At 40.4% G+C, this 20,386-nt stretch carries 16 protein-coding genes and 1 pseudogene; 8 read left to right on the top strand and 9 right to left on the bottom strand.

Going from position 1 to position 20,386, the window contains the following annotated elements:
- Positions 1 to 241: 241 nt before the first annotated feature.
- The 4 genes from AAC155_RS03540 to AAC155_RS03525 all read left to right on the top strand — a co-directional run bounded on the left by AAC155_RS03540 (position 242) and on the right by AAC155_RS03525 (position 5,258).
- The gene (locus tag AAC155_RS03540) at positions 242 to 1,957 is read left to right on the top strand and encodes an ABC transporter ATP-binding protein (RefSeq protein ID WP_228900064.1); all 1,716 of its coding nucleotides are present in this window, start codon (positions 242 to 244) and stop codon (positions 1,955 to 1,957) included.
- The gene (locus tag AAC155_RS03535) at positions 1,954 to 3,606 is read left to right on the top strand and encodes an ATP-binding cassette domain-containing protein (protein ID WP_113041048.1); all 1,653 of its coding nucleotides are present in this window, start codon (positions 1,954 to 1,956) and stop codon (positions 3,604 to 3,606) included. The genes AAC155_RS03540 and AAC155_RS03535 overlap by 4 nt, the downstream gene beginning before the upstream one ends.
- 91 nt (positions 3,607 to 3,697) lie before the next feature.
- Positions 3,698 to 3,964, top strand: a complete 267-nt coding sequence (locus AAC155_RS03530) for an antitoxin of toxin-antitoxin stability system (protein WP_113041047.1) — start codon at positions 3,698 to 3,700, stop codon at positions 3,962 to 3,964.
- A gap of 118 nt (positions 3,965 to 4,082) precedes the next feature.
- Positions 4,083 to 5,258, top strand: a complete 1,176-nt coding sequence (locus AAC155_RS03525; protein WP_113041046.1) for an alpha/beta hydrolase — start codon at positions 4,083 to 4,085, stop codon at positions 5,256 to 5,258.
- 13 nt (positions 5,259 to 5,271) lie between these two features.
- Here the strand turns inward: AAC155_RS03525 and AAC155_RS03520 are convergent, their stop codons facing one another.
- The 9 genes from AAC155_RS03520 to AAC155_RS03480 form a co-directional block, all read right to left on the bottom strand.
- Positions 5,272 to 5,502 carry a phosphopantetheine-binding protein gene (locus AAC155_RS03520; RefSeq protein WP_113041045.1) on the bottom strand — a complete coding sequence of 77 codons (231 nt, stop codon included), beginning with the start codon at positions 5,500 to 5,502 and terminating at the stop codon, positions 5,272 to 5,274.
- 34 nt (positions 5,503 to 5,536) lie between these two features.
- Complete coding sequence (locus AAC155_RS03515) at positions 5,537 to 6,760, bottom strand: ABC transporter permease (protein WP_113041124.1); 1,224 nt, start codon at positions 6,758 to 6,760, stop codon at positions 5,537 to 5,539.
- 2 nt (positions 6,761 to 6,762) lie between these two features.
- Positions 6,763 to 7,428 (bottom strand): ABC transporter ATP-binding protein, encoded by a 666-nt coding sequence (locus tag AAC155_RS03510; protein WP_113041044.1) that lies wholly within the window; start codon positions 7,426 to 7,428, stop codon positions 6,763 to 6,765.
- Positions 7,412 to 8,590, bottom strand: a complete 1,179-nt coding sequence (locus AAC155_RS03505) for an efflux RND transporter periplasmic adaptor subunit (RefSeq protein ID WP_229015594.1) — start codon at positions 8,588 to 8,590, stop codon at positions 7,412 to 7,414. The genes AAC155_RS03510 and AAC155_RS03505 overlap by 17 nt, the downstream gene beginning before the upstream one ends.
- 3 nt (positions 8,591 to 8,593) lie before the next feature.
- Entirely contained in the window at positions 8,594 to 12,985 is a 4,392-nt protein-coding gene (locus AAC155_RS03500; RefSeq protein ID WP_113041043.1) for a condensation domain-containing protein, read from the bottom strand.
- Between the two features lie 17 nt (positions 12,986 to 13,002).
- Complete coding sequence (locus AAC155_RS03495; RefSeq protein ID WP_113041042.1) at positions 13,003 to 13,497, bottom strand: hypothetical protein; 495 nt, start codon at positions 13,495 to 13,497, stop codon at positions 13,003 to 13,005.
- Complete coding sequence (locus AAC155_RS03490) at positions 13,494 to 14,504, bottom strand: hypothetical protein (RefSeq protein ID WP_113041041.1); 1,011 nt, start codon at positions 14,502 to 14,504, stop codon at positions 13,494 to 13,496. Before AAC155_RS03490 ends, AAC155_RS03495 begins: the two co-directional genes overlap by 4 nt.
- Positions 14,505 to 15,129: 625 nt before the next feature.
- Entirely contained in the window at positions 15,130 to 15,252 is a 123-nt protein-coding gene (locus AAC155_RS03485; protein WP_262405103.1) for a hypothetical protein, read from the bottom strand.
- Between the two features lie 75 nt (positions 15,253 to 15,327).
- Entirely contained in the window at positions 15,328 to 16,392 is a 1,065-nt protein-coding gene (locus tag AAC155_RS03480; protein WP_113041040.1) for a radical SAM protein, read from the bottom strand.
- Positions 16,393 to 16,645: 253 nt separating this feature from the next.
- Between AAC155_RS03480 and AAC155_RS03475 the strand changes: the two genes are divergently transcribed.
- From AAC155_RS03475 to AAC155_RS03460, 4 genes and pseudogenes are all read left to right on the top strand, one after another.
- Positions 16,646 to 18,280 (top strand): (2,3-dihydroxybenzoyl)adenylate synthase, encoded by a 1,635-nt coding sequence (locus tag AAC155_RS03475; protein ID WP_113041039.1) that lies wholly within the window; start codon positions 16,646 to 16,648, stop codon positions 18,278 to 18,280.
- Between the two features lie 22 nt (positions 18,281 to 18,302).
- Positions 18,303 to 18,923: pseudogene (locus AAC155_RS03470) on the top strand (isochorismatase family protein); the annotation flags it as partial.
- A gap of 70 nt (positions 18,924 to 18,993) precedes the next feature.
- Positions 18,994 to 19,764: a 2,3-dihydro-2,3-dihydroxybenzoate dehydrogenase gene (dhbA, locus tag AAC155_RS03465; RefSeq protein ID WP_113041037.1), complete on the top strand. Its 771-nt coding sequence runs from the start codon at positions 18,994 to 18,996 to the stop codon at positions 19,762 to 19,764.
- Positions 19,765 to 19,932: 168 nt separating this feature from the next.
- Entirely contained in the window at positions 19,933 to 20,385 is a 453-nt protein-coding gene (locus tag AAC155_RS03460; RefSeq protein WP_113041036.1) for a DUF441 domain-containing protein, read from the top strand.
- The last annotated feature ends 1 nt before the right edge of the window (position 20,386 follow it).

The following is a 20,386-nucleotide window of genomic DNA, read 5'->3' as shown; positions in this document are numbered from 1 at the left end:
GTAGAATAAGATATCAATTTTATTTTTCGGCTATTTTCTTGTGATAGCGTTTATAAACATTTCAATCAGATCGTGATAAATGCGAGTATTTTGCGATAATTGCATTTTACTAAATGTGAACTAGATCTTGCTGTTGTGATCTATCTGTTATTAATAACTTTGATGTTGGCTGCATACACTGATATTGCAAATAACATCTCTAATTTGAATGAGGTGCCATAACCTAAAGATGAAAAGTGTCATGTCAAAGAATTTAACTGTATGGCGGATACTGCTACAGAGTGCCGTACCATTTAAGGGGACAGTTGTATGTGCGTTTTTGGCCTTAACCGTTACATTATCGTGCGATCTAAGCGGTCCTTATATTATCAGGAATTATGTTGATAAGGCGACATCAGGAACGACTGTTGATCAACTTATCATGTTGGCAATCATTTATGTTTTTATTGCGTCGATTGGTGTTATCGGTAGTCTGGTAACCAGTTACATGAGCACCAAAGCTGGTTGGGGTATTGCTGATACCATTAGATATAAGCTCTTTCACCATGTGATGACAGTTTTACCTGTATTGGAAATAGAACGGCGATCACAGGGAGAATTGCTGGAAAATATCGAAGGTAATGCTGATATTATAGGAAAAACGATTTCTAAAGCAGGCTTTAAGGCCATTGCTAATTTAGCGCTGACACTAGGGACATTGGTCATTATATTCAGCGTCATGCCTCAGGCTGGTATTGCCATAGCAATCGTCGTCATACTCGTGGCGTATGTGTTGATTCAGTTAACCAGACTTTCTGTTCGTCGTTGGCTAATTGCGCGAAATGAAAAAGCTCGAATCTTTGGTTTTGTCGGTGATTCATTACATGCAATGGATGATTTACAGCCATTGTCGCAGGCGCATTGGCCTGCCATTGCATTTCGTAAGATGTTGTCAATATTGCTCAAATTTGAACGCAGTGCTTATATTGGCGGCCGGGCTTTTTGGCCAATTACCCAGATCTTCTTTGCACTCTGTTTCGGTATAGGTTTTGGTTTTGGGCTTCAATTACTTGGTGAGAACAGCTTAAGTATCGGTACATTAACGATGGTTTATCTCTACGTTGATAAACTTCGGGAGCCGGTGGAGGATATGTCATCGGAAATAGAGCTGATACAGAAATTATTTGCTGCTTTGTCACTTTCGGCAAAAATGTTAAATGAAGGCGCCCCTGATAAATCATCGGATAATTTATTGCCTGATGGTCCTCTCGCTATCCATTTCGATAATGTTGATTTCAGTTATAACGGAGAAGAAACGCAGGTTTTGCACGGCGTTAATTTTTACGTCGCTCCGGGGAGTAAAATTGGCATTATTGGTAGAACGGGGGCGGGAAAAAGTACCATTCTTAATTTGATGTGTGGATTTGCGCGACCCGATTCAGGAAGAGTGACCATTGGCAATGTCGATGTCTCAACGATTAAGCCGGAAGAGTTTGCGAAAAAGATTGCTGTTCTTAGTCAACGTTCTCATCTGTTTTCCACAACATTGCGGGAAAATTTAACGCTTTTCAGTAATGAAATATCTGATGATCAAATTTGGGAGGTTCTTCAAGAATTAGATGCGCTTGAATGGGTGAGGGCACTGCCAGATGGCCTTGATACACAGGTTGGTACTCATGGTCTGATGCTATCAGCAGGAGAAATTCAAATGATAGCGGGTGCCAGGGTGATGTTACAGCATTGCTCGTTGGTTATTATTGATGAAGGAACTTCTCAACTTGATCCCCGAACGGAAGAGAGTTGGCTGAAATTGCTTGAAAAGTTAAGTCACAATTGCACTGTCGTGATGGTCGCACATCGCCTTCACACACTTTCGGTCGTTGATGAAATTATCATTATCGATGATGGGCGGATTCAACAGCGAGTCCCCGAAGCCGAAATTGCAACGTTAACGAGCAATCATGGACTCATGGTATGACTATATCCAATGTATCAACTAAGCTTAAAATGTTACCAGCCTTGATTGAGCTGATAAAAAAGTTTGCTCCGCTCTATTTCATTACCATGTTCGTGTGGACACTGATGCATGGTTTTCCTCTATTGATTGGTTACTTAATCAGTAAATTACTCGATAGAGCGATGAATGAGCCAACTAACCCTGTTGTCTGGTGGTTGCTTGCCTCTGCAATTGCCACAATGGTCTTGCGATCACTGTTTTTGTTCCTGGGGTTAACCTTTGATTTTACGTTAATCTTTAAAGTCAGTGCTTACCTGAAAGAGCGGGTTTTATGGGGAGTAAGCCATTGTTCCCGTAATCAGAGACAGACTTTTTCTCAAGGCGATATTCTGAACCGTATTCGTGATGATAGTGATGAAATTGCGGAGTTTCTAAGTTGGACCTCTGATTTTATTTACCGCGCATTACTTTTAATTATCGCATTAGTTGTGCTTATCAACACTGACATAATAACCACACTTGCTCTTATGCCTATGATTGTGGGTCTTTGGGTCGGGGCGATACTTAAACGCAAGGTAGGGAATTTACAGAAGAGTAAACGTCAATCGCAAGGGGACATTGCCGGTAAGATTACTGATGTCTTAACGGGTATACGCGATCTGCGCCTTGGCAACAAAATGGAGGGGCAGGTTGAGCGGTTGTCGCAGAAATTTGTCAATCGACGGGCGATTCAAGCTAAACATCAGGTATTTACTGACCTTCTTTCTGGGCTGTTCAAAAATATTGTCATACTTGGAACGTCGGCTGTTTTATTGATAGTGAGTAAACGGATCGTTGATGGCAGTTTTACTGTAGGGAATCTGGCACTATTTTTGACCTATATCGGTTGGATCAGTGAACAGATACTCTTCTTTGGTCGGTCGGTTGCCTATTACAAAAATGCAGATGTGTGTTATGGCCGAATCAGACAGTTTCTGGCAAATAAAGTAGATAAAAAAGAGAGCAAAGAATATGGGCGAGATGAAATCCTGCATAAGCTAAGTGTTAATCATCTAGCTTATTCGAAAACTCAGCCCCCTGTTTCGTTTGAGGCAACGGCTAATCAGGTTATTGGCATTGTCGGTGATATTGGTTCGGGTAAAACCACCTTTTTGCGTTACCTTATTGGTCTGGAAAAATCCAGTTCCGGCAGTGTACTTTGGAATAACAGAGAGGTTCTGGGCAATGAAAACTGGTGGCGGAATCCACGTATCGGATATGCCAGACAGAAAGCGGGGTTTTTTGGTGGAACCGTAAGGCAAAACCTCGCGTTGGGTGATAAGGATATCGATGATGATGTCATGGTACGGGCGCTGGAGGCGGTAGGTTTGACACCCGGCTCATATGAATTGCCAGAAGGACTCGATACCGTTATTAACTCTGGCAGTGCCGGTCAATTATCTGGCGGCCAGCGTCAACGTTTGGCATTGGCCCGGATGTTATGTCGTCCCGCTGACGTTTATATTGTTGATAACTGCGATTCGTCATTAGATACGGATACGGCCCGTCGTTTATGGACTGTTTTACCTGAGCATTGGCCTGGTTTGTGGATTGTTGTCTCGCATAATGCCGATCTTCTCGCTAAAGCGGATCATATTGTTACCGTTCAACAGCGGAGAGAAATAGCATAATCCATTGGATATCCACTCCTGGCTAAGTCGGTAGGAGTGGATGTCAATAATGAAATGGTATATATTTTTTTATATCAAACGAGGAGGGACTATGGGTAAACAAGCTGTTTTTACTATGAAACTTGAATCAGATCTGCGTGATCACTTTATGGCTGCTACGGCAGCAGAACACCGCCCAGCTTCTCAAGTTGTCCGTGAACTGATGCGTGAATATGTCCAGCGTCATAAATATCGTGCTTTCCTTCAGGGAAAGGTTGATATCGCACGCCAATCTGTAAAAGAGAGTAATGGTGTTGAACATAGCGACGTAAAAGCGATTTTTGCGGCTCGGAGAGAACAGGTTAAGGCTCGTAAGTGAACGTGATTTGGACACTCAGGCGTTATCGACTGGTTTATCAGAACTATCTGGATTTTAACTTTGGTACATACATCAGTACATACATCACGGTTGTGGCCGCAATAAGTTGAGTAATTACATGCTTATTAAGAATTTAATTGTCACATTGGAAGGTGAAATACAGATATTAATAACCACATTGCTTAATGAGCAATGGGAAGCAGCCAGGGAATTAATGAATGAATCATTGCGTATGGCGGCTGATGATTTGGCTTTAACTGTATTGGCAGACAGTTTGTGTAACTCAGATATCGATATTATTTATCAGCAGCAAGGTGCTTGTCATCTGCGGCTAAATACTCTTAATGGAAAGTTTAATCTTTATATTGGGATTAAAGATCGGCAAATTAATTCTCTCTCGTTATCTCGATGCCCAATACCTGATGCGTATGCAAAACAGGGTATTTTTATCGAAAAAACGTTAAAGACGTTTGGTCTTAGAGATGTCCCGGATGGTTTGGTATGTTTGCCATCACCCTATAATGATGCCAAAGCACTTGTATTATTGCTTGCGGGTTCTGGTCCGCATTCGATGGATTATGATGTTGGGCCTAATCCACTGTTTCGTATGTTGGCACATGAATTAAGTCAATATGGAATTGCGAGTGTACGTTTTGACAAACGTTATTACCGTATCCGGCAGAGAAATATGAACCCTGAGGTTGTCGATCTCAATACGGAAATTGTTGACGATGCTTGTAATATTCTGGCCGGTTTGATGGGACATATTGAATTTCACGATGTGCCAGTATTTCTGGTTGGGCACAGTTTCGGCGGATATGTCAGCCCATTAATTGCAAAGAACTTACAGCAAAAATCGGGTTTAAATGTTGCGGGTATTGCGATGTTGGCGGCGCCTTTCCGTAATTTACTCCGGGTGATTTTATCCCAATTACCCTGTGGGAAAGAGCAAGATACAGTATCTCTTGAGCGCTTTTTGTCAGTGCCAGATAGTTATCTCAAACAGATTGAGAATTATCATGCATTTGACTGCTTAAACAGCTTGCCTGCAATGCCGTTATTTTTTGCCCAGGGAGATCAGGATTTCCAGATTTTGCATAATGTTGATTTCACGATGTGGAAAACGGCACTGCAAAATAATAGGCAGGCTGAGTTCAAACTCTACTCTGGATTGAATCATATTTTATTGCCTACAACAGGATGTGATGGTGGAGAGGATTATTTGCAGCCAGGTCAGATACCGGAGCAGGTCATTGCGGATCTGTCTGCGTGGATCATCCACCATTCATCATGAAATAATGAAAGCGCTATTCATCTCTTGCGAGCAGTTTGACCCAATCGTTAATTGTCGGCCATCGCGCTAAATCTGCAAAGTTGACTGGATACCCCGCACATTTTAGCTGATCAACCAGCATCAGCATTTTTATCGAATCGAAACCGATATCAAAAAGATTTTCATCCTCCGGTATTATTTCTGCTTCCGGGTGAAGCGCTCTGATTTCTCGATGTAAAATTTCATAGATAAGCTGATTTTTCATTGTGTCTCCAAAAAGTTTTATGAAACAAAACAAGTTACAATTCTCTGATACCTTCGATTGGCGCTGATGCGGCGGCGCGATGTGATGGATATACACCAAACACTACGGTGATAAAGCAGGCTGCTAGGGATGCGAGTAAAAAGGAGTAGAAAGAGAAACCAACCGCAATATCAAATAGTAATAAAATTCTGAAACCGATAAATGAGCATAATAATCCTAATAATGTTCCCAATAATGAAATTAAAAATGCTTCGGTAAGAAACTGGTAAAAAATATCGGAATAACTTGCCCCTACAGCAAGCCGTATACCAATCTCTCTTCTACGTTCTTTAACACTGATTAAAATCGTATTCATAACACTGACGCCCGCAACAAAGAGGGTCACTGATGATATTGACAGTAGGAAAAGATTAATTTTTGACTGGGTCTCATGCAACGTTTTCAACAACTCGGTGGTATTACGTACCTCATAGCTTTGTTGATGTTTAAACCGTGACAACCGTTGTTCAACAGCATATTTAACCGGCTCAATATGAGAGGCATCTTTGGCTTTCAACATCATACCGCCAGGAGGTGTATGGCCGAACAGCCGTACCAAATAGCTGTTGCCTGGCAAAAATGCGGCATCATCGACGCCTGCATCCATGCCTTCGCCTTTCTGTGTCAGGATACCGATAACTTGCATTGAGATGTCGTTGATCTTGATGCTCTGCTCAAATGCGGTTTCTTTTTGTGGAAAGAGTCGTTCGGCCAGAGATGCTCCCAAAACCACGACATTTGCCAAGGCAGCATCGTCTTGTGGTGTGTAAAAACGTCCGCGATCAATCACCAGATTACGGATAATCGCGATATCTGCATTAGCGCCAATCAATTGAGCATCAGCAGAACCTTGTGGCGAAACTATTGTTCCTGGCGCAGTATAAAATAGAGTGCTGTGGCTGATATGCGGATTACCTGAAAGTGACGTTATATCCTCTTGCGTCAGATAATTATTATGGGAATCGAAAGCGCCGTTTTTTTGTCCCTTGTATTTTACTGAAATGATATTACTTCCCATTGAAGAAACCATCTTAACAATATGATGCTTAGTTTCTGTACCAATTGCTTGCATGATCACAATCGAAGCTACCCCGATGGCAATGCATAATAGAGTCAAGAAGACTCGTGTTTTATGAGCGGTAAGAGAGCGTACCGCCATTTTGAGGTTGAACAGGATAACGGTTAAATAAGCATTGAATTTTAAGGTTATTTTACTCATGCTCATTGAGCCACCAAAGAACCACTGTCCAGATATAGCCGGCGTTTGGCATATTTGGCAACAACTTGGTCATGTGTTACTAGAATGATGCCGCATCCATTGTGATGTAATTCAGTAAAAAGTTGCATGAGGTTGGTCGCATTAGTGGTATCTAACGCGCCGGTAGGTTCATCAGCAATAATAAACTTTGGATTGTTGATCAAAGCGCGAGCGACAGCAACGCGTTGCTGTTCTCCCCCTGATAGATGGCGCGGGTATTTATCTAATAAATTGTCAAGCTGGAGACGATCGATTAAGTAACGGAAATGTTCTCTGTCATAATTGAAGTTTCTTTTTAGGTAGTACATGGGCATCAAGATATTTTCATCAATGCGGTAGTTTTCCAGCAGGTTATAATTTTGAAAAACAAAGCCAAAATATTTTCGCCGTAAAAGCGCCAATGAGTGAATCTTTTGCTGAGTTACCGTGAGATCGTTAATAAGATATTCTCCCGCACTGGCGATATCCAAAAGCCCTATTATATTCAATAAGGTACTTTTCCCTGAACCGGAGCGACCAAGAATAGCAACATAATCATTCTGGTCTATGGTTAAGCAAATATCTTTCAGGACAAGATGTTGTTTACTCTCATTACCGTAGGTTTTGCAGATATTATTTAGTGTTATCATTTTGGCTCTTCCCAAGATTATCTTGTTTGGAAAGTACAACGATCTGCTCGTTATTTTGCAATCCGCTGACAACGACTGAACGTCTTCCATTGTTATGACCGATCAATAATTTTCTTACTACGATGTTTCCATCTTTCATCTCACGTAAAAAATAGGTAGTTAGATTATCGTTCAAAGGTTGATGCCGCTTATTATTCAGTATATCACTGGGTATGGTCACTACGCCGGTGCTTTCGTGGGTCACAATAGTGACATCCGCACTCATACTGGGTTTAAGCAGGAAATTATCATTAGGTACATCAAATAGCACGGTATAATAAACAGCGTTATTAATGAGATCGGGCTTATACATAATCTTCTTAACATTACCGTGCCATATATGCTGATTTGTACTATAGATCTTGAAGGAAGCTTTTTGCCCCGTCACGATTTGGTTAATATCTGCTTCGGAAACTTTTGCATAAACAGTCATATTTTTGAGGTCGGCAATTTGCATGAGAACCGGTGTCTGTTGATTGACATTTAGCGTTTGCCCGGGGTCAACATGAATTGCAGTCACTACGCCGGCAATCGGCGAATAGATTTGGGTATAACTGAGGCTGACTTCTTCACTATGCAAAATATGTTCATTTTGCCTGATGTCTGCTTTGAGGCTTTCAATTCTTGCTTGGCTTTTTTTGACGCCAAAAGCAGCCTCATCCAGTAGTTGCTGGCTGGTTGCGGAGTGCAGGTTAAGCTCTCTTTGGCGCTTTTCCGTGATGACCAGAAGCTGATAAGTGTATTGTTCCTCCTGCAACATGGCTCGCAATTTTTCTAGTCGCGCTCGGCTTGCCTCAACTTTAGTACGATAAAAAGTATCATCAATGCTAGCGACCCGCTTACCTGCTTCAACGATATCCCCGACTTCAACATATAACTTGGTTAACTGGCCTGAGATTTGGCTACCAACATTGACCTGACGGGTTGGTTGTACAACACCGGCAGCATTTACCGTAGTAATAACATCACCTAACGTTCCGGTGATGATTTGTTCTGTCATCACCGTAGATGTCTCTTTTTGGCTAAAGTTGTTATAAGCCACGGCAAGAAAAGCGATCATGATGATAGTGATAACAACCCATTTCTTTTTTTTGACCAGCACAATCAGCATCCATTTTACCATTTGTTATCGTTCCGTATCGCCAGGCATCAGGTCATGCTGAGTGCCTATGCAATCCAATAAATCAATCAAAAACAGCCCCATGTCGCTGATGATATCTTCAGAGAAAATATCATCATCGTAGAGCCATTCCAGACCTATCCCAGTTGGCAAATTGATCAGTTCGAGCGCGATATCTCCTTTAGGCTTGAGCCCCTTGATTTTTTCTTTGGTACAACGGGTTTCACCAAGATATAAACCGGTTTCAAACCCTATTTGAGAAGAAAAATAATAAGTGACTTCCGGCAATTGCATACCGTGGTGGTGATGGAGATGTTGTTTCAAATAGGCCAGTGAGATATTGGAATGAGTATTCGCGTCTGCCAGAAAATCGCGGACATACCTGGATACGTTAATCAGCGAAGTTTCCGCAGTAACGTAGGGCAGCAGTAGTGTGGTTGCGAAGCTACCAACACTGTCAAACGGTATGGGAGGAACGCGGTTGGCACAAGGAATACCTATGATAATCTCATCTTTATTGAGTAATGAGTTAATGGTCATCAGAAATGCGCCAATCACAATATGTTCTAGAGTCACCGCATATTTTTTCTGCGTGCTGGATAGTGCGGCAATTAATTGTGGAGACAACGGCATTGAATAACGTCGGCCTCGGACCCTAAGATGAGCTTCCGATGAATCATTATTTTGTCCGGCAACCGAAAGGACGTTGAACAATTTTTCTGTCCAAAAATTTAATGTTTCGTCTGACATGCGCTGATTAATGAGATTAATGCTTGTTTCCGTCGCGGCTTCAATCTTTGGTACATTATCTGCGTAAGCAGAAGATAATTTTTGCAACACATGAGCAATCGACATCCCGTCACAAAATGCATGATGAAAATTTAATAAAAGGTAGTGCTTATGTTCTGCTATTTTTAATAACTTAAAATATACCGGTGGATTATCCTGTAATTCCATCGGTTTAAATGCCATATCATTTAAGATTTTGCGGAATGAAATTTCAATATTGATGCCGGTAGCATAAGTTAAATCGATATATTCGAAAGGCAGGTTCTCTTCAATAACGGGTGAGAGGGTTAAAGAGAGTTGCCCATCTATTATGGTGACTCTTTGGCAGAGGGCAGGGAAATATTGCATGATATACAGCAAAGCGTAACGTAATTTCTTTAAATCAATCTCGCCGGTCAGATGATAATATAGTGGGATATTATGAGCGCCGGAACGATTAGAGATAGTATCGATGATCCAATAATACTGGTCGTGTTGTTCTGTCAGGCAAGTGCTATTTTTATCGATTAAAACTGGTATTTGCCCTTGTTGAATGACAGATTGTAATAGATAACCTAATCTAGGGGTGTGATAGAAATCTTCCAGGTGAATAGAACAATTAAAACGTTGCTGGATCTTGTTAATTAATAATAATGCTTTAAGCGAAGTACCGCCAGCGTCAAAGAAATTAGTCTCTTCATCAACAATGCCATCGCTATCGCCAAAAACTTCCCGCCATAAAGCGAAAAATATTTCTCGTTTTTCGTCTTTAATTTGCGAAATATTATCTTCTTTATTCAACTCTGATATTGTAACAGAATTGTTGGATGATGATAATTCGACAATAAAAGGTACCTGTAATTTTGGATAACATCCACGCAAAAATGAGACGATTTCGTGACGTGTGATTGAGCATGATCTATCAGGTATAAATATATTAATATATTGGTACCCCGTTTCATTTTCTTTTATTGCTAAATGAATATCATCAATATTAATCGCCGCTGTAAGTAATTTTTGCATTTCATCCAGATCGACACGTTTCCCGTCAATTTTATGCTCTTTATCCAGACGGCCAATGAAATTTAAATTACCTTGGGCATCGTAAAATCCACGGTCTCCGGTTAAATAATAGATTTCTCCATCGTTCAACTGTAAGAATTTACGTGAAGTTGACTGATTATCATTAATATATCCGGTACAGATAGAATCGCCACGGATGCATATTTCTCCACTACTGCCATTAATTATCTTATCAGTTCCATATTCGCGAATAACGATAGTGGTATTTGCTAGCGCTTTACCAATGATATTACCGGGTTGAAATTTATCATCTATTTTGTGACTGCTAGCCACAACGCAACATTCTGTTGGGCCATAAGAGTTAATCAAGGAAATACCGCATCCTACTTTTTCCAACCAATGATGAATGGCTTTATCCATTGCTAGATCGCCACCGATAATTGTCATTCTAATCGAAGGTGCGAGTTCTTTAATGGCTGAATGTAGGAAAAAGACAATTTGATGCCAATAATTGGTAGGAAAATTAACTATAGTGACCGATTGTGCATGGCAAAATGAAAATAGTGTCTCCAGTTCAACGATCATATTATCATTGACAATGGCTAATGTGGCGCTTTGATAAAAACATCCGAACACCTCTTCAATATAAGCATCGAAAACGGGGGTGCTGAAATTGAGAATAACGTCATCTTGTTTAATATCATACTGCTCTGTCATTGCCGCCAAATAGGCATAAAGCCCCTTAAACGTTATCGGTACTGCTTTCGGTACACCTGTGGTGCCTGATGTGAAAAAGATATAGGCTTCGTCTTCTTGAGTTGCGGGACGTTTTATATCATGCCCCAGAAATATCTCGGAAGGGCGAGTTTCTATATCTTCGATAAAGAGAATGTGCGTATTATTAACATCGTTTACTTTTTCATGGTAATGACGAGCAGTGATTAATAAAGAAATATTCAGGCTACTTAATATATTATTTATCTCTTCTTGCCCAAATGTCATATTGATTGGGACAAAACATAATCCCGCCGTATGGATGGATAATATGGATAATAAGGAATCCACCCCTCTGGGCAATAATACGGCGACCCTTCGGTTTTGTAGTGGGCAGGATAATAGCAATTGACTGAAAGTGGATAATTTGCGGTAAAGTTCACGGTAATTAAGGCAATGCACGACGTTTATTTCTGCTTGATCCCCATAAATGACTGATTTTTTATCCGGCGATACTGCAACTATTTGTGCTATTCGACCAATAATATTCTCTTTGATAGGGTGATTAACGACAATATTTTCTGGGTTATCTAGGCTAGATATAATATTATCCATTGGTTCAATTGCTTTATATTTCCCCCAATATGTCTCAACCGTTTCATTAATATTTTCTGCAATCGTACTATAAATACGTAAATAATCGTCGATTAGAGTATGGGCGGCAAAATGACTATACAGGCGGCTTCCCACATCCAATTCAACTAATGCTGATTTCCCATCAGGAGAAAACCGGATGTTAATACCATAATTATTGACTGCGCCGGAAGTCATACAACCGCGAATGGCGCGATTATCTTTCATAAGATCATGTTCAAGTTCATGTAGCAGATTAACATAGGGAGCGGCAGTAAATTGATCTGCTCGACTGATTGCTTCATCATTTAAATCATTTATATCAATACGGCTATGTTTGCTATGCAGACTAATTTGCAACTGCATTGCTACGAGGATCTGTTTTATTGTTGCCTGCGGGGCCAAAGAAACCATCACAGGCAAGGTGTTCATTGCCGGGCGATAATAGCGGTACTCTCCTTTATCATGTCGGTTAGAGAAGGGTAAGTTGATGATACTTGTTGATAAGCGATCTCGTTTGGTCATTTGCAGACATAGAGCCAGTATCATCATTAATTTATCATTAAAGGTAAAACCACCGTTATTTGCGGTGAGCGGCCGGCTTACTTTAATTGCTTTTGAGGGAAATAGGCGTTTACGGGCATAATCCTCTAATTTGGGCAGTTGGTTGAGGTAATTATTCCAATACTCTTTGTTGTTGGCATAATGCACGTTTGCTTTATATTTAACTTCGTCAAGGTAAGCCTGATAGGTAAAAATAGCCGCTGATGTTGGGTGGAATGTTTGTTGTTCATAGCAAGACAAAACATCATGAATTAACTGACCTATGCCCCAATAATCTGTGGCAATATGGTGAGCGATGATTCCCCAGAAATAGCACCCAACATCATTAAAGTAAAGATAATGCCTTATCGTCACGCCCTTTTCAGGCGCTAGCGGTTGAGTTGTTCTCTTTGCAAAATCCGCTTTTGCCGCTGGTTCTACTGTTGGCTCTGACAGTTTTATTGGTATAACTTCGACCGATGTAGATCCCTTCTCCTGAAAAATATTGTGTTCAGCAATACGGTAACGTAAGGAAAAACCATCATTGAAGTGATGAATGGTTATAATGGCCTGCTTCAATCTTGCCAAACTAATATTATCACTGAAACTGACGAATTCACCGACATTGAAGACAGACTTATCGTCAGCAACAGTGTTAGCAATAGCTAAACGGAGCTGTGTATAATTCAACGGCCAATAATTGTCACTATATTCCATTATTTTGCGGCTCCACGCTATATTTTACCTTGTAACTCGCCCTTTATTTTTTCAAAAATAGATTCATCTATGCATAACCCAATATTATCTTCTGAGCTAAAGCAGATCAGAGGGCGTTTACTTACACGCAGAATAAAATATTTGTTTTGTCCCTTGTGGTAGTATCCAGACGAATAATGAATAATATGTATACCATTACTTCGACTAAAATCTTCCAAGGAAACGCCTTCTTCCTGGTGTAATGAGGAAATAACCCATTCGTGTGAATATACCCCGGACTTCATCAATAATTTTCCTTCCTTGACCACGGCTTTATTTGATAACAGTTGATAGCCTATAAATAAGGTAATGATGACAAAGAGCGTTGTCGCAATACTTGCCGCCAGCTTATTGGGATTGCTGTTACTGAGCCAGTATGGTACAGGCAGAAAAACTAAAGCGATCAGGACGAGCATCGCGACATTCATTAATATGACTTTGAAGTCTGGATTTAATCCCACGATATTATTCATGCTGCTGCCATTCCTAAAGATAATTCGGTAAAGAGATGAATCACTTCTTTGCGTTCTTCGCGGGTTGCGGGCAGATTGATATAACCACATTTTTGCGCCGCAAACAGACAAGCGGTGATTTCTCTTCTGACAGCTTCTTTGACCAGTGTATCGACCATTTCTTGGTTGTTATAGAGTCTGGCAAGATGAAGAGAAGCCGTGCCGGTTGAAAGGTCGCTATGATCAATTTTGGGTAAATAATTTGCCATACATACAGTAACCGCTACTTGTACCGCCAGGCTCAAGTAAGCTGCTACGTTAACTGCCGCAGCCGCGTTCACCGCTGCGACAACTCGGGTGCCAACAGCTACGTTAACCGCAGCAACGACATTTGCCCCTACCACAAGGCGAGCAATCTCAATACTGGTATCATCTTCACGGTTTAAGGGTTCCAGAATTTCCTTCAGCCGGATAAGAGGAGGAGTGTCTGTATCTTGGAACTGATAGGATTCGATGTGTTGTTTAAAATGTGCGACAAGACTGGCATCTTGATTGAGATGGTGATTGATTCGACTTCTCAGACTTGAACCCCTTTCGTTTAAACCATAGGTTTTTAAGTGGGAAAAGAGCGCTTCATAGTCGTTGGTTTTTACCGCATTCATTAAGTCTTTGTCATAAGTGATGAATAGCAGTAATTCCTCTGCGGAACCGGGGCTCACGATATCTTTGTCTATGCCAAATTCAGTCAGCACTTTTTCCGGTGATTCCCGATATTCTAATGCTAAATTGGGCTGTTGTTGTAGGGTTTCCCAGAATCGGTTATAGGTGATGATCTCTTCCCAAACTTCAACCGGGAGTTTGGCGTTTGACATTGACAGCCTTAGCTTATTTTCTTCAACCTCCCCCGGAGAGAGTAATGAACGTGGCACGCCAAACAGGCGGTTGCTATCAGTGCTAGCATTGACGGTGGGTATGACACTGCCAATAGCTGCACCGGCAGCCACGCCAATAAATGTACGTCTTTTCATAATTCGTTCCTTTATAAGTTAACGGAATTCTTTTTTTATTGAGCTTTATATAAGATAATATATAACCTTTCCTTATTAACTGCCTATCCCAATAGGGCTATTTTATTTGCCCTTCTTTGCCATAAAGAGCGAACCTGGGCAGTGCTCAAAATCCTCACGTACTACGTGTACGCTCCGGTTTTTCCGCGCTGTCCGTGTTCACTGTTCATTGATAAGAATGGCCTGCAACAATTACGCCTATTGAGATAGGCTCTAAGCTTCTTCATTACTGAGATAATTTCATGAAATAATTATCTAACTGATATTTCTTGCCTGCGATATTAATTGTAAGTATATATTGTGATGACCATAACAGTATTTGGGTATGGCATCTAATACTCAATGGGAAAACATATACCCGCCATCTTTCAAGTTGCCTCTTTGTTGGATTCACTCCCTTGCCGTCGCGATCCATCTTGAAATCCATAGGGTGTAGAATAATTTATCCTCTGTTCGATTAAAGGTTAGACGGTACTAACTATTAGCTGGATGGTGACATTTTGCAATAGATTAGTTGATTAAATTTATATTTTGAGCGTTTAGACTAAATATGTCTTGCGACAAAATACCCTTATTTAGAGTCCGATCACAAAATAACAAGTAAAAATATTCCTAAAGAAGAATAAAGTATTTCCTTTCCTTGATTACCACTATACCCGTCATCTTTCAAGCTGCCTCTTTGTTGGCTGCACTCGCTCACCCCGGTCACATCGTTATCTATGCTCCCGAGGATTCGCTCCCTTGCCGTCGCGATCCATCTTGAAATCCATAGGGTATATATTTTTCATTCCTCAGTTAAATTAATGGCATTTTTTTCTGCTGAGTAGTAGATGAGATCCAGCCGTTCTTTAGCGTTAAATTTCTTTATTACCGGAATAATTTCTTTGTGATAATTATCTAACAGATTCCGGCGTGTCTTTTCGTCTTTATGCAAATGAGCACAAGCTTGGCAAGGATGAACGATTTTTTCTAGATCAATGCTGCTATTCTGTGGGCGATATTTTTTTAGGATCTTGTATGGCCCCTCAGTTCTTAACCAGACTTTCATAAAGTCTTCTTCCTGACCTTTAAAAATCTGAGATACATCGCCTCCTTGCAAACGGCCAAGTTTCATTTCGGGGATATGCTCTAATGTCAGCCCACAGCAAGCGGAAATTTCACCGTGTGGTGTCAGTACAATATTTTCAAAGACTTGATCGCACCCTTTTGCCAGTTGCTGATCCCGGTTTGGAACATCTTTTCGTTCTTCGCTGGTGTCATAGAACGGCATCCAGGTATTTCGCTGTAAGTTAATTTTGTTTTTTTCTTTCAGTCGCTTAATAACAGGATTCTGGGTGATTTGCGTTGCAATGGCGGAATCAAAGGTATCCTGTTCTACTGTAATCAGTGTTGTGATATTTTGTTCGGCCAATGCTTCTGCCGCGGTCACTACGCTGTCAAGGGGAATCCATTCACTGTGATCTTTCCCTGTACTGATGTTCATCTCTGTGATGCCAGCATCTATTAAGTCTTGGGCGATTTTTTGCGCCTTTTCTCTATTTTTTCCCCAATAACCGTTAGTCACGCAACGAGTTAATAAGCCGTGATCTGAGGCAAAGCGAATGGCTTCAATCAGATCTTTACCTAGCAGGAAACACTCCCCACCACTGAAAACAACTAACTTTAGCCCTGGAAAATTAGCTTTTGAGTGTGCAATAAATTGTTTAATTTCATCCAGGCTTAAACGCGCTTTTACCGAGGGGTTACATTCAAAACAACATTCTTTGCAAGCAGCATTGCAAGTATATGTTGTGATTACGGTGGCGGTGTTCGGATATTTTTCCCAATATCCAGGAGGAAAGCATGACATAATTTACCCTTGTTGGATTAAAGGTTGTACGTTACTAACTATTAGCAATATGATTTTATTTTGCAATATATTAGGTAATTAAATTTGTATTTTGAGCGCTTGCACTAGGTATGATTTGTTACGAAATGAATTTATTTAGAAGCAGCTCACAAAATAGGGTTAGAAATATTTCTGGTTGAGGATAAAGTAAATAGGTATAAACAGTAATCGACGATTTTTCAAGGTATTGAATATTATTGTAAGGAATAAAATCATGTCTATTGAATTTACACCCTGGCCGGTTGAATTAGCAGAACATTATCGTGAAAAGGGGTATTGGCTTGGTAAACCCTTAACTGACATACTTTATAAACAATGTCAGAGACAACCTGAAGCAATAGCAATTATCTGTGGTGACCGTAAATTTAGTTATCATCAACTTGATCAACAATCATCTGCATTAGCCATAAATTTAATGTTAGCGGGAATAAAGAGAGGTGATACTGCTATCGTACAATTGCCAAATATAGCTGAATTTTATATTACATTTTTTGCGCTACTGAAAATGGGGGTAGTACCTATTAATGCATTATTTAGCCATAATAAATTAGAGTTACTTGCTTATGCGCAACAAATTGATCCAAGTCTGATTGTACTTTCGTCAGAGCATTCACTTTTACAGAATAATGATTTCCTGGAGCAATTAAAGACACATTGTCCACGGTTAAGGAATATCGTCATTGATGGTCGCAAAATACAATATACTAATGAATTATATACCAATGAATTAAAGCCGTGGTTAGAGCCAATAAATTTACCTTTGAATTTTGAGACGACACGTTCAGATGAAGTCGCTTTTTTTCAACTTTCAGGTGGGAGCACTGGGACACCTAAATTAATTCCAAGGACGCATGACGATTACTATTATAGTGTGAGACGCAGTGTTGAAATTTGTGAGTTGACACAACAGACCCGTTATCTTTGTGCTTTGCCGGCGCAACATAATTATCCATTGAGTTCTCCGGGGGCGCTTGGCGTATTTTATGCGGGTGGTTGTGTCATATTAGCAACAGATCCTGGGCCTACGACCTGCTTTCCACTCATACGTGAACATAAAGTAACAATGACCTCACTGGTGCCATCGGCTGTTGCGTTATGGATTCAGACAATGAGGAAATACGAATATTCACTAGAAAGTCTTCGGCTATTACAAGTCGGTGGAGCAAAGTTAAGTGAAAGTGTGGCGCGAGTGATACCGAAACTTTTTTCATGTAAGTTGCAACAGATCTTTGGTATGGCCGAAGGGTTGGTATGTTATACCCGGCTTAATGACGATGATGAACGTATATTTACCACTCAGGGGTGCCCAATGAGTGAAGATGATGAGATACGTATCGTTGATGATCAAGGCAATATCCAAGCGCCAGGTTCGGCGGGTATGTTAATCATTCGTGGGCCATATACATTCCGGGGATATTATAAAAGTCCAGAGCACAATGCGAAGGTGTTTGATAAAGAAGGTTTTTATTATTCCGGTGATTTAGCCTATATGACGAAAGAGGGTTATGTGTGTATTGTCGGACGTGAGAAAGATCAAATTAATCGCGGTGGTGAAAAAATTGCTTCGGAAGAAATTGAATCTTTGTTACTCAAACATGAAGGTGTTATCCATAGCGCTTTGGTTTCGATGCCTGATCCTCTGATGGGAGAAAAAAGTTGTGCTTTTATTGTGGTGGCTGATCCGAATATAAACACGTTGCAACTGAGGAAATATTTAAGGGGAATGGGGATTGCTGAATATAAATTGCCTGATCGTTTCGAGATTATTGATGTTATGCCTGTTACACCAGTCGGAAAGATTGATAAATTATTATTAAGAGAAATCATTCGAGACAAATTAGAAAGTTAATTAATGACATGAAGGTATTAAAATGACCATTCCATCATTGAAAAATTATATACTACCTCAGCCAAAAGATTTTCCAAGCAATAAAGCATCTTGGTTATTCGAACCCCATAGGGCAATTTTACTTATTCATGATATGCAGGATTATTTCTTGCAGTTTTTCGGTGATAATAGCCCTCTAATCAATAAATTAATTGAAAATATCCATTTGTTGAGAATGTTTTGTAAAGAAAAAGAGATTCCCATTATATATACAGCACAACCTAAAGTACAAAGTGATGAAGAGCGTGCATTACTTAATGATATATGGGGGGCTGGCTTGAATAGATCACCCCATTTACAGAATATTAGCCGTGCGTTGGCCCCTAATAATGATGATATTGTAATAGTTAAGTGTCGTTATAGTGCATTTCAACGCTCTTCGTTAGAAAAAAATATAAAAGACTTAGGTCGGGATCAATTAATTATTTGCGGGGTGTATGGACATATTGGTTGTATGATTACTGCGGTTGACGCATTCATGAGAGATATAAAGCCTTTTTTAGTGGGTGATGCGATAGCGGATTTTACACTTGAAGATCACCTCATGGCTTTAAAATATGTTGCTGAAAAATCAGGAATGGTTATGGGCACGAAAGAAATAATTTCATCAGTAAATTTCGATAAATCGAATTTATAAAAAATGCATAATAAATCGCCATTAAAGAACAAATAATATGAAAAATAAACAAAATTTACAAATGGATTTTAGCCATAAAACCATCTGGGTAACCGGGGCGGCACGTGGCATTGGCGAACAAATTGCCCGTGATTTTACCGCGCTTGGTGCTAACGTAATAGGTTTCGATCGCATATTTGAGAAAGATAATTTGCCTTATCAATGTATACAACTTGATATCAGTGATCCAGAAAAGGTTGAAATGATTTGTTCCCAACAACTGTCTATCTCAGCCAAATTAGATATTCTGGTTAATGCTGCCGGTATATTGCAATTGGGAAATATTGATGAGCTAAATATTAGTGACTGGCATCGTTGTATTAATGTTAATGCTTCTGGGGCTTTTTATCTATTTCGTACAGTGATTCCCCATTTTAAACGTCAGCGCGGTGGCACTATTATCAGCGTCAGCTCTAATGCGGCACGTGTTCCACGTATGCAAATGGCGGCTTATTGTGCATCAAAATCAGCACTGACAAGTTTAACGCATTGTGTTGGGCTAGAACTCGCGCCGTTTGGTGTACGTTGTAATGTTGTATCGCCTGGTTCGACAGATACCCCTATGCAGCGTTCCATGTGGAAAACTGATGATGATGAAAAAAATATGATTAACGGGTATCCTGAGCAATATAAATTAGGTATTCCCCTCGGTAAGATTGCAAATGTTAATGAAATTTCACACACCGTACTTTTCTTGTCTTCTGATTTGGCAAGCCATATAACGCTACAGGATATTGTGGTCGATGGTGGTGCGACGTTAGCTTGTTAATTGTTTGAATTAATACGAAAATACCTGTCATTTTTGTAACATAAGGAAAAATTGCCCTAGCCTAATAGGATTAATACCCTATGGATTTCAAGATGCATCGCGGCGGCAAGGGAGTGCAGCCAACAAAGAAGCAACTTGAAAGATAACGGGTATAGGGTATTGAAATCTATGAGTCATCTCGATCCTACTTTACTGGTGCTGCTAGTGTTGGCCGCACTGGGTATCATCAGCCACAACATGACTGTCACTCTTGCAATGCTGCTCTTGCTGGTTATCCGTATAACGCCACTGAATCATTTTTTCCCGTGGGTGGAAAAATATGGGTTGACTATCGGTGTACTTATTTTGACCGTGGGAGTAATGGCTCCTATCGCCAGTGGAAAAATTACGGTACAAGCTGTCCTCAACTCGTTTATGAGTTGGAAATCGTTACTCGCGATAGTGATAGGTGTATTAGTGTCATGGTTGGGTAGCCGGGGTATTTCACTCATGTCTAATCAGCCATCGACAGTTGCGGGTTTGCTGGTGGGGACGGTATTGGGTGTTGCCCTGTTTAAAGGTGTTCCTGTGGGGCCGCTGATTGCAGCGGGGATTTTGTCATTATTGATTGGTAAATCATAGC

The sequence above is a fragment of the Photorhabdus sp. HUG-39 genome (assembly GCF_963878365.1).
Lineage (GTDB): Bacteria > Pseudomonadota > Gammaproteobacteria > Enterobacterales > Enterobacteriaceae > Photorhabdus > Photorhabdus kayaii.
This window is presented reverse-complemented; position numbering and strand designations above follow the sequence as displayed.

What these genes read in the sequence shown, in the direction of transcription:
- AAC155_RS03475 (WP_113041039.1), top strand. Translation starts at nt 16,646, where the DNA reads ATGTCTATTGAATTTACACCCTGGCCGGTTGAATTAGCAGAACATTAT.
- AAC155_RS03500 (WP_113041043.1), bottom strand. Translation starts at nt 12,985, where the DNA reads ATGGAATATAGTGACAATTATTGGCCGTTGAATTATACACAGCTCCGT.
- AAC155_RS03505 (WP_229015594.1), bottom strand. Translation starts at nt 8,590, where the DNA reads ATGGTAAAATGGATGCTGATTGTGCTGGTCAAAAAAAAGAAATGGGTT.
- AAC155_RS03520 (WP_113041045.1), bottom strand. Translation starts at nt 5,502, where the DNA reads ATGAAAAATCAGCTTATCTATGAAATTTTACATCGAGAAATCAGAGCG.
- AAC155_RS03490 (WP_113041041.1), bottom strand. Translation starts at nt 14,504, where the DNA reads ATGAAAAGACGTACATTTATTGGCGTGGCTGCCGGTGCAGCTATTGGC.
- AAC155_RS03495 (WP_113041042.1), bottom strand. Translation starts at nt 13,497, where the DNA reads ATGAATAATATCGTGGGATTAAATCCAGACTTCAAAGTCATATTAATG.
- AAC155_RS03540 (WP_228900064.1), top strand. Translation starts at nt 242, where the DNA reads ATGTCAAAGAATTTAACTGTATGGCGGATACTGCTACAGAGTGCCGTA.
- AAC155_RS03460 (WP_113041036.1), top strand. Translation starts at nt 19,933, where the DNA reads ATGAGTCATCTCGATCCTACTTTACTGGTGCTGCTAGTGTTGGCCGCA.
- dhbA (WP_113041037.1), top strand. Translation starts at nt 18,994, where the DNA reads ATGAAAAATAAACAAAATTTACAAATGGATTTTAGCCATAAAACCATC.
- AAC155_RS03535 (WP_113041048.1), top strand. Translation starts at nt 1,954, where the DNA reads ATGACTATATCCAATGTATCAACTAAGCTTAAAATGTTACCAGCCTTG.
- AAC155_RS03525 (WP_113041046.1), top strand. Translation starts at nt 4,083, where the DNA reads ATGCTTATTAAGAATTTAATTGTCACATTGGAAGGTGAAATACAGATA.
- AAC155_RS03510 (WP_113041044.1), bottom strand. Translation starts at nt 7,428, where the DNA reads ATGATAACACTAAATAATATCTGCAAAACCTACGGTAATGAGAGTAAA.
- AAC155_RS03515 (WP_113041124.1), bottom strand. Translation starts at nt 6,760, where the DNA reads ATGAGTAAAATAACCTTAAAATTCAATGCTTATTTAACCGTTATCCTG.
- AAC155_RS03480 (WP_113041040.1), bottom strand. Translation starts at nt 16,392, where the DNA reads ATGTCATGCTTTCCTCCTGGATATTGGGAAAAATATCCGAACACCGCC.
- AAC155_RS03530 (WP_113041047.1), top strand. Translation starts at nt 3,698, where the DNA reads ATGGGTAAACAAGCTGTTTTTACTATGAAACTTGAATCAGATCTGCGT.